At 60.1% G+C, this 15732-nt stretch carries 12 protein-coding genes; 1 reads left to right on the forward strand and 11 read right to left on the reverse strand.

Annotated elements, in window-relative coordinates; all coding sequences use genetic code 11:
- Nucleotides 1–75: 75 nt before the first annotated feature.
- From hemL to KDN35_RS14320, 7 genes are all read right to left on the reverse strand, one after another.
- Nucleotides 76–1359, reverse strand: a complete 1284-nt coding sequence (gene hemL, locus KDN35_RS14290; protein ID WP_171566350.1) for a glutamate-1-semialdehyde 2,1-aminomutase — start codon at nt 1357–1359, stop codon at nt 76–78.
- Nucleotides 1360–1366: 7 nt separating this feature from the next.
- Nucleotides 1367–2341 (reverse strand): porphobilinogen synthase, encoded by a 975-nt coding sequence (hemB, locus tag KDN35_RS14295; RefSeq protein ID WP_171566351.1) that lies wholly within the window; start codon nt 2339–2341, stop codon nt 1367–1369.
- The gene (locus tag KDN35_RS14300) at nt 2325–3149 is read right to left on the reverse strand and encodes a uroporphyrinogen-III synthase (protein ID WP_171566352.1); all 825 of its coding nucleotides are present in this window, start codon (nt 3147–3149) and stop codon (nt 2325–2327) included. The genes hemB and KDN35_RS14300 overlap by 17 nt, the downstream gene beginning before the upstream one ends.
- Nucleotides 3146–4090 (reverse strand): hydroxymethylbilane synthase, encoded by a 945-nt coding sequence (gene hemC / locus KDN35_RS14305; protein ID WP_171566353.1) that lies wholly within the window; start codon nt 4088–4090, stop codon nt 3146–3148. The genes KDN35_RS14300 and hemC overlap by 4 nt, the downstream gene beginning before the upstream one ends.
- A 21-nt stretch (nt 4091–4111) precedes the next feature.
- Nucleotides 4112–4930, reverse strand: coding sequence for a cytochrome C assembly family protein (locus KDN35_RS14310; RefSeq protein ID WP_171566354.1), 819 nt, complete (start codon nt 4928–4930; stop codon nt 4112–4114).
- Nucleotides 4931–4960: 30 nt separating this feature from the next.
- Nucleotides 4961–6322 (reverse strand): glutamyl-tRNA reductase, encoded by a 1362-nt coding sequence (gene hemA / locus KDN35_RS14315; protein WP_171566355.1) that lies wholly within the window; start codon nt 6320–6322, stop codon nt 4961–4963.
- A 126-nt stretch (nt 6323–6448) separates the two neighbouring features.
- Nucleotides 6449–8068: a methyl-accepting chemotaxis protein gene (locus KDN35_RS14320; protein ID WP_171566356.1), complete on the reverse strand. Its 1620-nt coding sequence runs from the start codon at nt 8066–8068 to the stop codon at nt 6449–6451.
- Nucleotides 8069–8231: 163 nt separating this feature from the next.
- Between KDN35_RS14320 and KDN35_RS14325 the strand changes: the two genes are divergently transcribed.
- Nucleotides 8232–9173 (forward strand): DMT family transporter, encoded by a 942-nt coding sequence (locus KDN35_RS14325; RefSeq protein WP_305792674.1) that lies wholly within the window; start codon nt 8232–8234, stop codon nt 9171–9173.
- 126 nt (nt 9174–9299) lie between these two features.
- Here KDN35_RS14325 and KDN35_RS14330 read toward each other — a convergent pair whose 3' ends face one another.
- The 4 genes from KDN35_RS14330 to lonB form a co-directional block, all read right to left on the reverse strand.
- Entirely contained in the window at nt 9300–10652 is a 1353-nt protein-coding gene (locus KDN35_RS14330; protein WP_212133055.1) for a protein O-GlcNAcase, read from the reverse strand.
- 25 nt (nt 10653–10677) lie between these two features.
- A complete protein-coding gene (gene yihA, locus KDN35_RS14335) occupies nt 10678–11346 on the reverse strand; it encodes a ribosome biogenesis GTP-binding protein YihA/YsxC (RefSeq protein WP_171566358.1) in 669 nt (222 codons plus the stop codon).
- Nucleotides 11343–13682 carry an endopeptidase La gene (lon, locus tag KDN35_RS14340; protein ID WP_171566359.1) on the reverse strand — a complete coding sequence of 780 codons (2340 nt, stop codon included), beginning with the start codon at nt 13680–13682 and terminating at the stop codon, nt 11343–11345. Before lon ends, yihA begins: the two co-directional genes overlap by 4 nt.
- A gap of 169 nt (nt 13683–13851) precedes the next feature.
- On the reverse strand, nt 13852–15543 hold the full coding sequence (gene lonB, locus KDN35_RS14345; protein ID WP_171566360.1) for an ATP-dependent protease LonB: 1692 nt from the start codon (nt 15541–15543) through the stop codon (nt 13852–13854).
- Nucleotides 15544–15732 lie beyond the last annotated feature (189 nt).

The raw sequence follows: 15732 nt of genomic DNA on the forward strand, positions 1-15732 counted from the left end.
TCGGACAGGGACTTTTGTTGTCTCAACACTCCCGACAGCGCGGGCGCCTGCTGCTGCTCTTCGCCGTGTGCCGGTTTACAGCTTTTTCATCGCCTGGTAGCTGGCTTCGATGGTGCGCTCAATATCCGCTTCCGTATGGGCCAGTGAGACGAACATGCCCTCAAACTGGGACGGCGGAATCATGACGCCTTCTTCCAGCAGGTAGCGGAAGTAGCGGGAGAAGCGCTCCAGATCGGATGTCTTGGCTGTCTCGTAGTTGACGACCGGCGTCTCCGTAAAGAACAGGCACACCATGGAGCCGACGCGGTTTACCGTATGCGGGATGCCCAGCTTCCGTGCGTTGTCCGCCAGTCCTTCTGCCAGGCGGGAAGAGAGTGCATCCAACCGCTCGTAGACCCCGTCCTCACCCAGTATCTGCAGCGTGGTCAATCCCGCTGCCATCGCCAGCGGGTTGCCGGACAGTGTGCCTGCCTGGTAGATCGGTCCCGCCGGTGCTACGTGCTGCATGATGTCCCGCCGGCCGCCGTATGCGCCGACCGGCAGGCCGCCGCCGATCACCTTGCCCATTGTCGTCAAGTCAGGGGTGATGCCGTACAGCTCCTGCGCACCGCCGCGGGCAACGCGGAAGCCGGTCATCACTTCGTCAAAGATCAGCAGTGTTCCGTAGCGCTGCGTAATCTCCCGCAAGCCCTCCAAAAAGCCTGGCTGCGGCGGTACGACCCCCATGTTGCCGGCGACGGGTTCCACAATTACCGCAGCCAAATCTTCGCCGTACGCTTCAAACGCCATTTTCACGCTTTCCAGATCGTTGTACGGTACGGTGATCGTATGAATGGCCGTCGCTTCCGGCACACCTGGGCTGTCGGGCAGTCCAAGCGTGGCCACGCCAGAGCCCGCCTTGATCAGCAGGCTGTCGGCATGTCCGTGGTAACAGCCCTCAAACTTCATGATTTTGTTCCGCTTGGTATAGCCGCGCGCCAGCCGGAGTGCGCTCATCGTCGCCTCCGTGCCGGAGTTGACCATCCGCACCACTTCGACCGACGGGACGATCTCGCAGACCAGCTTGGCCATGTCCGTCTCCCGTTCGGTCGGAGCGCCAAAGCTGGTGCCAAGCGCAGCCGCTTCCTGGATCGCGGCCAGTACTTTCGGGTGGGCATGGCCCAGAATCAGCGGCCCCCAGGAACCGATGTAGTCGATGTAGGTGTTGCCGTCCACATCGACGACGCGCGCTCCCTCTCCTTTGGCAATGTAGACGGGATTGCCGCCCACGCTTTTAAACGCCCGTACCGGGCTGTTTACTCCGCCCGGTATGTACTGCTGTGCTTCCGCAAACAGCCGGATCGATTTTTCCATCTTCATCGCCTGCTCACCTCGCCAGCCATTTTGCCACGTCTTTGGCATGATAGGTAATGATCAGGTCGGCACCGGCCCGCTTGAAGCCGACCATCGTTTCCATGACAATCCGCTCTTCGTCGATCCAGCCGTTGGCCGCCGCCGCTTTGACCATGGAGTACTCGGCGCTCACGTTGTAGACGACGATCGGCAGATGAAAGGACTCACGCAGGCGCAGCACCATGTCCATGAACGCCAGCCCCGGTTTGACCATCAGGAAGTCAGCCCCCTCCGCCACGTCGGAAGCTGCTTCGCGCAGCCCTTCACGGGCGTTGGCCGGGTCCATCTGGTACGCCTTGCGGTCGCCCGACTTGGGCGCGGAATGAGCCGCATCCCGGAATGGGCCGTAGAACGACGAGGCGTATTTGACCGCGTAGGACATGATCGGCACGTGAGTAAAGCCGGCTTCGTCCAGCGCCGCACGAATTGCCGCCACAAAGCCGTCCATCATGTTGGACGGTGCGATGATGTCTGCTCCCGCTTTCGCCTGCGAGACTGCCGTCTTTGCCAGCAGCGTCAGCGATTCGTCATTGACTACGTCGCCGTCGCGCAGCACGCCGCAGTGGCCGTGGTCGGTGTATTGGCACAGACAGGTGTCGGCGATCACGACCAGTTCAGGATGTCTTTCCTTGATCTGACGGATGGCTCGCTGCGTCACGGCGTCGTCGTTGTAGGCTTCCGAACCGCAGGCGTCCTTGTGCTCCGGCACACCGAAGACCAGCACGGACTGGATGCCCAACGCTGCCACCTCGTCAATTTCCTCGTTCAGGCGGTCCAGCGAGAAGTGATAGACGCCCGGCATGGAGGGAATTTCCTCCTTGATATTCGAACCTTCCACCACAAAGATCGGGTAGATCAGATCCTCCACACGAACGTGGTTTTCGCGTACCAAGCTGCGCATCGCCGCGCTGGAACGAAGCCGGCGATGACGGTCAAATGTGAGTGCCATGTACATCCCCTCCCAGATTTGCTGTTAACGCTTGCAACAAGCCGTCCACCGTGTACTCCCTGGCCACGGCGTGAACCGGCAGGCCGAGGCGCTTGGCCGTCTCAGCCGTAACCGGCCCGATGCAGGCAATCCGCACGGAGGCCAGCAAGCCGTCCAACCCGTACGGGGCCATCACCTGCGTGAAGTGCTGCACCGTGGATGAACTGGTAAACGCAATCGCGTCGATTTCCCCCCGGCGCAGCCGCTCCGCCGCTTCCGGGGCATTCGCGCCGTCGATAACCGTTTCATAGGCGTCCACCTCGGTCACCTGCAGCCCCATGCGGCGCAGTTCATCCGGCAGCGTCTTGCGGGCGATGTCTGCCCGCGGCAGCAGCACCCGCTGGCCCGGTGTCAGACGCCCCTGGAGCGCGGTGAGCATGCCCTCCGCCACGTAGTCGGACGGAATCACATCCGCCGTCCAGCCGTGTTTTGCCAGTTCGGCAGCTGTCTTGGGTCCGACCGCCGCCACGAGGCCGGTCATCCGATCCGGACTCACGCCCAACTGCCGCATTCGCTCCAGAAAAAAGCGGACGCCGTTGACGCTGGTGAACATCACCCAGTCAAACGAATCCAGGCGGCCAATTGCGTCGTCAAGCGGTCCCGTGTCGGTCGGCGGCACCATTTTCAGCAGCGGAAACTCGTATGCCTCGCCGCCCAGCGCCTCAATCTTTTCCACCAGCTCGCGGGCCTGGCTGCGGGCTCGCGTCACCATCACCCGGACGCCGGAAAGCGGCAGGCGATCCTCGCCAATCGGCGTCAGCCGGTTCATCCCAGATTCTCCTTCTGCACCTCTGCCAGCACCTCGCCGGCTCCTTCCGCCAGCAGGGTGTCAGCCAGTTCCCGGCCGAGTGCGTCCGGATCGGTGCCGGAGACTGTCCGCTTGAACACCCGTTTTCCGTCAGGCGACGCGACCAGACCGGTCAGTGTCACGGTCGGCGCGGCATCGCCCGGCGCTTCCGCCACGGTGGCGTAAGCCCCGATCGGCACCTGGCAGCCGCCCTGCAAACGGTGCAGGAAGCTGCGCTCTGCCGTCACCGCCAGGCGGGTCGGCGGGTCGTCCAGGCGGCGCAGCAGCGCGAGCGTCTCCTCGTCGTCCGCCCGGCACTCGATGGCCAATGCCCCCTGCCCAACCGCCGGCACGCTGATCTCTACCGGCAGATACTGGCTGATCGTTCCGTCCCACTTGACCCGCTCCAGTCCGGCCGCCGCCAGGATGATGGCGTCGAAATTGCCTTCGTTCAGTTTGCGGATGCGCGTATCGATATTGCCGCGCAGCGATTCGATCTGGATGTCCGGCCGGTAGGCCAACAGCTGTGCGGAGCGGCGCAGGCTGCTCGTGCCCACCAGCGCCCCGTGCGGCAGCTCATCCAGCGTCTTGCCGTCCTTGGACAAGAGCACGTCGCGGGGGTCCACCCGCTTGGGAATTGCCCCGATCACCAGTCCCTCCGGCAGCTCTGCCGGCATGTCCTTCAGACTGTGCACGGCCAGGTCCGTCTCCTTGTCCAGCAGCGACTGCTCGATTTCCTTGACGAACAGTCCCTTGCCGCCCACCTTGGACAGGGTGACGTCCAGGATGCGGTCTCCTTTCGTGACGATTTCGTGCAGTTCAAACGACGCCTCGGGCGCAAGCCGTTTCAATTGGTCCACGACCCAATTGGTCTGGGTGAGCGCCAGCATGCTGCGGCGCGTTCCTACCTTCCAGTTTCTCATGGTAGCCTCCTTGCGTGGCGGTTACAGCCATCTGTGAAATGTGGAGATGTCGGTGGCCAGAAAGTTGACCAAGAGCAGCAGAAACGCCGTCAGGTTAAACTGGGCCAGCCGCCGCATCTGCCAGGTGTCGCTGAAACGCTTGTACAGCCAGTACGAATACGCCCCCAGCACCAGGGTCGACAGCAGCACCTTGGCATCGAGCCAAAACTTCTCGGGCAGGACCACCCTGCCCCAGATGATCCCGAGAATGATTGCCAAGAGCAGCATCGGCACCCCGACCATGTTCATCCGGTACGCGTACGCTTCCAGCATGTCGAGGCTGGGCAGCCGCCGCAGCAGCGGCGTCCAGCGTTTTTCTTTCAGCATCTTGTGCTGCAGCAGGTACATCGCCGAAAAGATCATCGACAGGGAAAACGCCCCGTAGCTGAACAACGCCAGCGTGATGTGGATCAAGAGCAGGTCCGACGTGAGCGTTTCCGATATGGCCGTCAACGGCGTCTCCGGCAAAAACATGGAGAGCACCAGCACGACAAAGCCGATCACATTGGTAAAGAATACCAGCAAATCGATGCGAAAAAAATAATTAATCAGAAGTGACAGGGAGACCAGCACCCAGGAATAAAAAAAGAGCGTCTCAAACAGTGTGATGACGGGAAAGTACGATTTCGCCGCCACCTGTGAGACGAAAAAAGCGGATTGCAAGGCCCAAACGACAGCAAGCAACCCGAAAGCCAGGCGATTGACTTTCCGGTTGCTTTGCAAGAAGTCGTTGAAATAGAAGAGAACACTTGCAGCGTAGAGAAAGATCGTCAGGTCGTAGATCCATCTCGCGTCGGCCATGTACGCTCTCCTCTCTTTCCATTTCGGTCCCTACTCGCGGAAGCCGGACGCAACGACCTGCTCACGAGAGGACAAGTGTTTTTTTTTCTCTTTTTCCCAGTCGGCTTCCCGCTCAAACCGCTCCAGGGTCTCTTCCAATGCAAAGATGGTTGAGAACATGTCCAACACGTCGTCCCCGTTCGACTTGGCCGCCATCTCTTTCAGACGGACGACCGGATCGTGCAATAACTGATTAATCATGCCCTTGGTCGTCTTGCGAATGATGTGCAGCTCGCGTTCGGTCAGGTTGGACAGCTTGTTCTCCATTTTGCGCATTCCTTCGCTGTGGATCGCCTCCGCCTTTTCACGCAGCGCGGCAATCAGCGGTGAAACGCCCAGCGTCTGGTACCAGGTGGTGAAGGCGACGATTTCATCGGCAATCATCCCCTCCAGCCGCTCCGCCTCGCGGGAACGCTCCGCCAGGTTGCTGGCGACAATACCTTCCAGATCATCAATATCGTAAAGGTAGACGTTATCCAGTTCGTGCAGGCCGGGGTCCAGATCCCGCGGCACAGCGATGTCGATCATAAACAACGGGCGGTGTTTGCGACGCTTCATGATCGGCATGAGCTGTTCCTTGGTGATCACATAGCCTGCAGCTCCTGTGGAGCTGATGACGATGTCGGCGGTGAGCAGTGCCTCAGGCAACTGCTCCATCGTACAGGCGTCCCCTTTGAATTTCTCCGCCAACATCCGGGCACGCTCCAGCGTCCGATTAGCGACCCGCACGTGCTGTGAACCGTTGGCGTGCAGGTGTTTGGCGGTCAGCTCGCTCATTTTGCCCGCGCCGACGATCAGCACTTCCTTGCCCGCGAAGGAGCCAAAAATCTTTTTCCCCAGTTCCACCGCGGCGTAGCTGACGGAGACAGCGTTTTGGCCGATCCCCGTTTCCGTGTGGGCCCGCTTGGCAAACGTGACCGCCTGCTTGAACAGCATGTTGAACACCGTTCCGGTCGTCTTGAGCTGCTGGGCGAGCAGGAAAGCGTCCCGTACCTGTCCGAGGATTTGCGTCTCGCCCACCACCATGGAGTCAAGGCCGCAAACGACACGGAACAGGTGTTCAATCGCTTCTTCGTTTCCTTTTATATAAAGATGTTGCTTGAACGACTCTTTGTCGACGCCAAACCACTCCGCCAGAAATCTCAGCACGTAGTCCCGCCCCACGTTCAACTGATCGCAGACCACGTAGATTTCCGTGCGGTTGCACGTTCCGAGAATGACGCATTCCGCTATGCTCTTCGTCTGGGAGAGGAGATGAAGAGCGCGTGCTGTCCCGTCATCGCTGAACGTGAATTTTTCCCGAATTTCGACTGGTGCTGTTTTGTAATTAAGACCCAGCAAAAGGATATCCATAATGTCCTCCCGGTATTACATGCCAGTCGGCTCTGTGTAAAATGCACTATTATTATAACATTATGTCCCCAAACGACCACTTGTAAATGTGAAAAGTTTATTAACGGGTGCAGCTGGGTCTTGATCCTACAGGCGAAACCGCTTCGTGATTCGCTGCAGCGACATCGTCTTCTCGGCCAGTGTCTCTGCTTCCTCTGCCAGCAGATGCACGCCGCCTGCCTGCTGCTCTACGGCGCTGGCCGCCGCCGAGACGCTCTCCGCAATCTGGCCTGCGATCGTCTTTACCTGGGTCAGCGTCTGGCCGATCGCCCCGCAGTGCTGGGCAAGCCGCTCGGCCCACGCGGCGTTTTGGGCCGACAGTGCCTGGTTGGCGTCCACCACCACCTGCAGGCTGCGGATCGCCTCACCCGCTTCCCGCACGTGACGGCTGGAGCGTCGCAGGTCGTCCAACTGGCGCTCCACTTCTGCCGCCGTCTCGGTCACGTCCGCATGAATGGCGGCTGCGGTGGACAGGATGCTGTCCGCAAACTGCGCGGTCTCCTCCGCCAGCTCACGAATCTCTGCCGCCACCACGGCAAAGCCCCGGCCGTGTTCCCCGGCTCGAGCCGCCTCAATGGATGCGTTGAGCGCCAGCATATTGGTCTGCCGGGCAATCTTGGTGATCGCCGCCACCTGCTGCCGAATCTGTTCCGCAGCCTGTGCCAGTTGGCGGATCGCTTCCGCCGTTTCGGCCATGCCGGACTCCGCTTGTCCCACCTGGCGGGAAGCTGTCTTCACCGCATGGTTGCCCCGCTCCGTGGTCATCGTGGCGCTCTCGCTCATCTCTCTCGTCTTGTTCAGGGCCGTCTGCATCTCCGTCAGCATGGCTGTCATTTCCTGCAGGTGCTCGACCGCTTCGGCGGCCACGTGGGCCTGTTCCTCGGTCCCCGACTGAAACTGCTGCATCATGCCGCTCAGTTCGTCAAAGGTGTCCCGCAGTTCCCGTGACCGCAGCGCCTGCTTGCGGCTGATCTCCCCCGTGCTGTCCGCCGCACCCGCGATCTCGCTTACGATGTTCTGGATGCCGATCGCCATCTTGTTTAGTTCCAGCCCCGTCTGATGAAATTCATTGCGCGAGCGGGTGACCACTTTCCGGGTCAGATCGCCGGACGAGACGGCCCGGGTCAGCTCGCGCCATTCCTGCAGGCTGGTGCGCATGATCCGGTATATCCACAGGCTGCCGATCAACCCCGCGCCGAGCGAAACGAACGCCCATACCGCCGTTTCGGCAAGCGGCAGCCCCCTCCCAAGCAAGGCCGCCCATCCGCACAGCGGCGGGATACAGCCGAGACCGATCAGCGCCGGTCCCAAAAACGGCCGGTGCAGAATCGTGCCCATCCGGAGGACGTACCGTCTGCCGCCAAATGTGCCGATCGGAGCGGCGGTGTCGATCAGCCGCTCGCCCGTGTTGCGCAGGTAAAGCTGGGAGAGGACTTCGCGCGCCGCGGCTGCACGCCGTCCCACCTCGTCGTCAAACACGATGCCCTCCCGCAGCCGGTTGGTATGGATGTGTCCGTATCCCGTCTCGTCGACAATGACGAAGTATTCGCGATTCCCCAACTGCTCGTCCAGAATCCTTCGGACAGCTTCCCGTTTCTCCTCCAACCCGCTGCTGCCTGCCAACAGCTCGGCCAACCGCTGGGCGGTGCGGGTCACTTTGGTTTCCGCCCGGCGGGCCCGCCGCGACCGAAGTACGGACTGATTCATGTGAATCCCCCTTTTGACTTTTCTTTATTTTCCGATATTTACATGCAATTGCCAAGCTGAACTCCACCTGTGCTTGATTTCCCCTCTGGCATGCCGTATCATGCAGGCATGGAACCGAAACGTTTGCAATCGTCTGAATCATTCGGAAGGAGAGAAACAACCGTTGAAAAAACAATGGATGGCTGACGTGACCCTGTTTCTGATCGCGTTTGTCTGGGGAGCCACGTTCCTCGTCGTCCAGCAGGCCATCGCCGCTCTGCCGCCCAACGCCTTCAATGCGGTGCGCTTTTCCATCGCCACTCTCTTTCTGCTCGCCATCCATTGTCTGATCGATCGCGAGCAGCTGAGGAGCTGGAACTTCCCGCTGATCAAGGCCGGATGTCTGATCGGATTTTGGCTCTGTCTGGGCTACGCCCTGCAGACGGTTGGATTGATGTACACCACACCGTCCAAAGCGGGCTTTATTACCGGTCTGTCGGTAGTGCTGGTCCCGCTGTTTTCCTTTCTGATCCTGCGCGAGAAGATCAAACCTGCCGCCATCACCGGCACGCTGATCGCCGCCTGCGGGCTCTACCTGCTGACGAAAACCTCGTCGCTTGCGTTCAACCTCGGCGACGTGCTGGTCTTCGGCTGCGCCATCTGCTTTGCGCTGCAGATCGTCGCCACCGGCAAATACGCTCCTCGATTTCCTGCCCTCCCGCTGGCGATCGTCCAGTTGGGGACGGTGGCCGCGCTGAGCTGGGGGTATGCGCTGTTGTTCGAGGACTGGCGCCTTGCCTTCGACCCGGCGGTGCTGCTGGCGCCGGAAGTGGCGCGCGGTCTGATCGTGACCTCGATCTTTGCCACCGCGCTCGCCTTTTTGGCCCAGACGGCGCTGCAAAAGAAGACGAGTTCCACCCGTGTGGCGCTGATCTTCTCCCTGGAGCCGGTGTTTGCCGCGCTCACTTCGTACCTGTGGATTCACGAAGTGCTGACAGCGCGGCAATTGGCGGGATGCGCCCTGATCTTTACCGGAATGATCCTGGCGGAGCTGCCGATCCAGGAATGGTGGAAAAATCGGCGCATCAGGCTCAATCAGGATGATGGCAGCCGAGAGTCGGCGTAATGAACAGTGACAGATAAAAAAACGGGGCTGGCTTTTGTGCCAGTCCCGTTTTTTCACATTTTCACATTTTCACAGCACACAGACGGGTGCGGTTTGCCCGCTTGCCCCACGCAGATACGCGCTTGGTTACCTCGTCTGTTTCAACTCCAGCAGCACCGCTTCCACAAACATTTTCATCACGTTGCCGCACACCTTTTGCGGCAACCGTTCGGTCCGCTTCATCCAGCGCTTCAGCCGAAACAGGTGATACGCCGCCGTGAGCGTCCGGCCGCTTGTGCCCGCCTCGATCATGGCGGTAACCGACTGCCCGACCTTGGCCCAATGCCGGTACTTTTCCACCCAGCCGCCAATTTCGGCGGCCAGTTTGCGGTTGCGCATCCGCTCCATTAAGTGCAGCGCCGTCTCTTCCATATCGGCAAACAGACGTCCGAGCATGCGCAGTCCCGCCTGCCTGTCCCCGTACAAAAACTGAAAGCGAAACTGCAGAAACGCCTCCAGCAGCGCCGGCGACTCGGTCTCGTTGAGAAACGAACCCTGCACATTGTCTGCGAAGCGGAGTACGGCGGCGGCGTCTTCCGGACCGGCCACTTCTTCCACGGCCTTGGCCCATGCCAAGGCTGGATCGTACCCTTCCGGATCGCGCAGGTAAGCCGCTGCCGTCAGGAGCGGTATCTTTGAGCTCTCCGCCCGCGCCATCGGATTGGCCACGTATCCGGCTACGTGCCGCCACAGACCGGGATCGCGGTGGCGCAGCGGGCCAATGTGCAGCTCATCGGCCATCGCCAGGTCGTTTACCGGATAATTGTCCCAAATCAGCGGTTTGTGCCCCGTCCGTTCTGCAAAAAAGCGGGCGTCCGCCTCGGGCAAAAACGGCGAGCAGACAAAGCGGCCGGTCCAAAACAGGTCGATTGACTCCGGCAGGCGCTGTCCCAGTTCCGTGATGTACGGTTCGTCGCCCATGCCGTGATACTGGGTGGGACAAACGGTCAGCTCCACTCGCTCCTCCCAGCCATCGATCACCTCGTGCAGCTTCAGCACTACTTCCGCGTGCGCTTGCGCCAGCGTGCGGTAGCGGCTTACGTCCGCCGGATGCATCAAGGCCAGCGGGATGTCGTCAAACAGCAGGGCGAAGTGACGCACGCCCCGTTCGTACATGGACCGGTACTTTGCCAACAGGCGGGAAACATGGCTGTCATCGGAGTACTCCATATTCAAGCCGGGGCTCAAGCAGTAGACAAACCGCACCCCGGACTCCCGAGCGCACGCCATCCAGCCCTCCATCTGCTCCAAAGCCTCGGGCGGATGCGGCTCCTGCCAGCGTTCCCGCAAATAGGGATCGTCCTTGGGCGAGTAATAGTACGTATTAAACCCATGCCGCCCCAAAAAGCGAATCATGTCCAGCCGCTCCGCATTCGTCCACGGAGTGCCGTAGTAACCTTCGATTACACCGCGTACGGGAAAAAACTCACGGTTGTGCATGGACACCCCTCTTTTCCCGCAGGTGTTACGACGGGGCGTTGCCCGATTCCACCGTTTCCGGCGTCCCGCCTGCGAGATCCTGCTCAACTTCAGGGGCAGTTTCTTCCTGACGCTGCAAGCGGCGAACGATTTCACCCCACAGTTCGTCCCGTCCCTGGCCCGTTTCCGAAGAAAAGATAATGAGTGCATCGTCACCGCGCATCTTGAGTTGTTCGCGGATTACTTTCGTATGCTGAAGCCAGCGGCCGCGAGCGATCTTGTCCCCCTTGGTGGCCACGACCACGGTGGGAATGCCGATTTCCTTGCACCAGTCGTACATCGCCACATCATCCTTGCTGGGCGCGTGGCGGATGTCCACCAACTGAATCACAAACCGCAGCTCCTTGCGCTGCTTCAGATAATTTTCAATCATTTTGCCCCATTGCTGTTTCAGCGATTTTGCCACTTTGGCGTAGCCGTAACCGGGGAAGTCGACAAAATAGAGCATGTTGTTGACACGAAAGTAGTTCAGCGTCTGTGTTTTTCCCGGCTTGGAACTGGTACGGGCCAGCCCCTTGCGATTCATCATTTTGTTTAACAGCGAGGACTTGCCTACGTTGGAGCGGCCCACCAGGGCGATCTCCGGCAAGCCATCTGTCGGGTACTGTTTGGGTCCGACGGCGCTGATGACAAACTCAGCCGATGTGATCTTCATCGCGTTTCACCAACCGCTTGCCGGGTAAGCGCGTTGCGCAGGACCTCGTCCATGTGTTCCACCGTGATCAGTTTCAATTCCTTGCGCACGCTTTCCGGGATGTCTTCGATGTCTTTTTCGTTTTCCTTGGGCAGGATCACCGTCGTCAGTCCGGCCCGATGAGCGGACAGCGCCTTTTCTTTCAGTCCGCCGATCGGCAGCACACGGCCGCGCAGGGTGATCTCACCGGTCATGCCCACCTCTTTGCGCACCGGGATGCCGGTCAGGGCAGAGACGAGCGCCGTGGCGATGGTGATGCCGGCAGACGGACCGTCTTTGGGGATCGCTCCTTCCGGCACGTGAATGTGGATGTCGTTTTTCTCGTGGAACTCGGGGTCGATGTTCCACGCGGCGGCGCGGGAACGGATGTAGCTGAATGCCGCCTGAGCCGACTCCTTCATGACGTCACCGAGCTGACCGGTCAGCGTCAGTTTGCCCTTGCCAGGCAGAATGCTCACTTCTACGTTCAGCGTGTCGCCGCCCGCCTGCGTCCAGGCCAGGCCGGTTACGGCACCCACCTGGTCTTCCCGCTCAGCCAGGCCGTAGCGATAGCGCGGTTTGCCCAGCAGGCTCTCCACCGTTTTGGGCGTCACCACGACCCGCTTTTTCTCGCCGCTGACGATCAGCCTGGCTGCTTTTCGGCAGATGTTGGCCGCTTCCCGATTCAGGTTGCGCACGCCCGCTTCTCTGGTGTACTGACGAATTACCTTCAGCATCGCCTCTTCGTTCATCTGCAGCTTATCCCTGCCCAGCCCGTGCTCTTCCATCTGCTTGGGCAGCAGGTAGTCGCGCATGATGTGCAGCTTTTCCAGCTCGGTGTAGCCGGCGATGGAGATGACCTCCATCCGGTCCAACAGCGGGCGGGGAATCGTATGCGTGCTGTTGGCCGTCGTGATAAACATCACGTTGGTCAAATCGTAGGTCTCCTCGATGTAATGGTCGCTGAACTTGTCATTCTGGTTGGGGTCCAGCACTTCCAGCAGCGCGGAAGCGGGATCGCCGCGAAAGTCGGAGGCCAGCTTGTCGATTTCATCCAGGAGAAAGACGGGGTTGATCGTGCCTGCCTGTTTCATCCCCTGGATGATCCGGCCCGGCAGCGCACCCACATAGGTGCGGCGGTGGCCGCGAATCTCCGCCTCGTCACGCACCCCGCCCAGCGAGATGCGGACAAACTCCCGCTCCAGGGCACGCGCAATGGAACGGGCGAGCGACGTTTTCCCCACGCCGGGAGGCCCGACCAGGCAGAGGATGGGACCGCGCATGGAATTGACCAGCTTTTGCACCGCCAGATACTCCAATACCCGTTCCTTCGGTTTTTCCAGCCCGTAGTGGTCTTCGTTCAGCACCTGTTCCGCGTGATGGATGTCCAGATTGTCGACGGTCCTGCGCGTCCACGGCAGGGACAGCAGCGTGTCGATGTAGGTCCGGATCACCGCTCCTTCGGCGGACGTGGTCGGCATTTTCTCCAGGCGCTCCAGTTCTTTCTCGATCTTGTTCTTGATCCGCTCGGGAGCGTCGGATTTCTCCAGCTGGGCGCGCAGTTCATCCACTTCACTCTGCCGCCCGTCTTTTTCGCCCAGCTCTTTTTGGATCGCTTTCATTTGCTCACGCAGGTAGTATTCCTTCTGCGTCCGCTCCATCTGCTTCTTGACGCGGTTGCTGATCTTGCGCTCCAGTTCCAGCACCTCGCGCTCGTTGTTGAGGATGTCGAGGAGAATGTTGAGCCGCTCCTTGATGTTGGTCGTCTCCAAAATCTCCTGTTTGTCCTTCATTTTCAGCGGCAGATGGGAGGCGATCACGTCGGCCAGCCGACCCGGTTCCTCGATGTCGCTTACGGATGTAAGCGCCTCCGGTGAAATCTTTTTGGACAGCTTGATGTACTGTTCAAAATGGCTAAGCACGGCGCGCATCAGCGCTTCCACTTCGTTCTCGTCAGCCTTTTCCTCTTCCAGGTACGTGATCGAGACCTGGAAGAAATCATCCTGCCGTATATATTCATCGATTCGGGCCCGCTGCAGGCCTTCCACGAGGACGCGAATCGTGCCGTTCGGCAGCTTCAGCATCTGTTTGACCCGTGCGACAGTGCCGACGCTGAAGATTTGCTCGGCGCTGGGTTCTTCTATGTGGACTTCTTCCTGCGTCGCCAACAGGATCTGGTTGTCATCCACCATGGCCTGCTCCAGGGCGCGGACTGATTTTTCCCGTCCCACATCCAAATGGAGTACCATGGATGGATACACAAGCAGTCCGCGCAACGGGAGAAGCGGTATCTCTCGTTTACCGGAACGTTCGCCCAAGCTTATGCACCTCTCCTTGATCTGTACGAATTGCCTGCTTAACATGCAAAAACGGCTCAGACAGCCGTTTTTGAACATCGCGTAAGCTTCGCAGTGAAGCTTTTTATCATTGTAGCGCAAACGGAATCCGATGTCTAATTTCCGGGCGCACCGCCGTTACAGCGCGCCATTACAACGACAGAGACGAAGAGGCGAGATCTTCCGCCGGAAGCTGCAGGGTGAAACCGGCGCTCTCCGTCTCCGGTTCTGCCAGAAGGGCCAGATCGATTGCCTGCTGCACGGTGGAGACGGGTATCACTTCGATGTCCTGCATGTCGGCAAACAGCGACTGCCAGTTCTCCTCGGGAATCAGCACGCGTTTTGCCCCTGCCTGTCGGGCGGCTTCCACCTTGGCCACTACGCCGCCGACCGGTTTTACCTTGCCGTGGATGCTCACTTCCCCTGTCATGGCAACCAGGTTGTCTACCGGCCTCTCCTTGATCGCCGAATAAATGGCGACGGCAATCGTGATGCCTGCCGAGGGACCGTCTACCGGCACACCGCCGGGAAAGTTGATGTGCAGGTCGTAATCGTACGGCTGGACCCCCAGCCGATTCAGCACGGTCAACACGTTTTCGATCGAGCCTTTGGCCATCGACTTGCGCCGGACCGTGCGGCTGCGGCCGCCTATTTCCTCTTCTTCGACCAGGCCGGTCATGGTGACGCGGCCGGCTCCGGGTGTCGACGCCCGGCTGGCGGTCACCTCCAGCTCCATCACGCTGCCCATGTTGGGGCCGTACACAGCCAGGCCGTTGACCAGCCCCACCTGCGGCGTGTCATGCACCTGCTTTTCCTGGCGCGGCGATTTTTGGCTGCTGTGCACGACCCATTCCACATCGGCGGCGCGGATCGTCGAGCGCCCCTCGGTCATTGCGATCCCTGCCGCGATCTGCAGCGTGTTGATCGCCTCCCGGCCGTTGGTGGCGTACCGTTCGATGACGCCGACCGCGTCGTCCTCCATCGACATGTCCATTTTGGAGACGGCGGTGCGGACGATGCTCCCGATCTCCGCCGGCTTGAGCGGCCGGAAAAAAATCTCCAGGCACCGGGAGCGGAGCGCTGCCGGCAGTTCTTCCGGCATCCTCGTCGTCGCACCCACGAGGCGAAAATCGGCCGGCAGTCCGTACTTGAATATCTCGTGGATGTGTGACGGTATTTGCGTGTTCTCTTCGCTGTAGTAGGCGCTCTCCAGCATCACTTTGCGGTCTTCCAGCACTTTCAGGAGCTTGTTCATCTGGATCGGATGCAGCTCGCCGATTTCATCCAGAAACAGGATTCCGCCGTGGGCCTTGGTCACCGCCCCCGGCTTCGGCTGCGGAACGCCCGACTGGCCCAAGGCGCCAGCACCCTGGTAAATCGGATCGTGTACGGAACCGATCAGCGGATCGGCGATGCCCCTTTCGTCAAAGCGGGCAATGGTCGCGTCTACCTCCACAAACTTGGCGTCGCTGGAAAACGGAGACAGCGGATTCTGCTTCGCTTCTTCCAGCACGACGCGGGCGGCTGCCGTCTTGCCGACGCCCGGCGGACCGTAGATGATGACATGCTGTGGGTTTGGCCCGCACAAGGCGGCACGCAGCGCGCGCAGCCCATCCTCCTGTCCGACGATCTCTTCCAGTTTGGTCGGCCTGGTCTTCTCCGAGAGCGGTTCCGTCAAGGCGATCATCCGCATCCGCCGCAGTTGGTCCAGATCTTTGCGCGACTCCCGGTCACTCGATGTTTTCGCTGACCGCTGGGTGCGGAGCAGATTCCAGAAATAGGTTCCTATGATGATCCCGACGACTACTTCGATACAGGCAATCACCAATGTCGTATAGTCCATCCGTTAACCCTCCCACGCTCACTTCGCACCACATCGAGAAGAAAACGCGTCTGTTGCGGACACATGCGCAAAAGCCGGTTCTTCCTCTCGGGGATGCTTGTTTTTTGTATCAGCCCGTGTATCAGCCCGCGATCGCGAGAAGTCCTTCCTGATACAGTCGTGATCCAATCAAAAAGCGTCTCGTGAACT

The organism is Brevibacillus sp. NL20B1, from assembly GCF_018195675.1.
GTDB lineage: Bacteria > Bacillota > Bacilli > Brevibacillales > Brevibacillaceae > Brevibacillus > Brevibacillus aydinogluensis.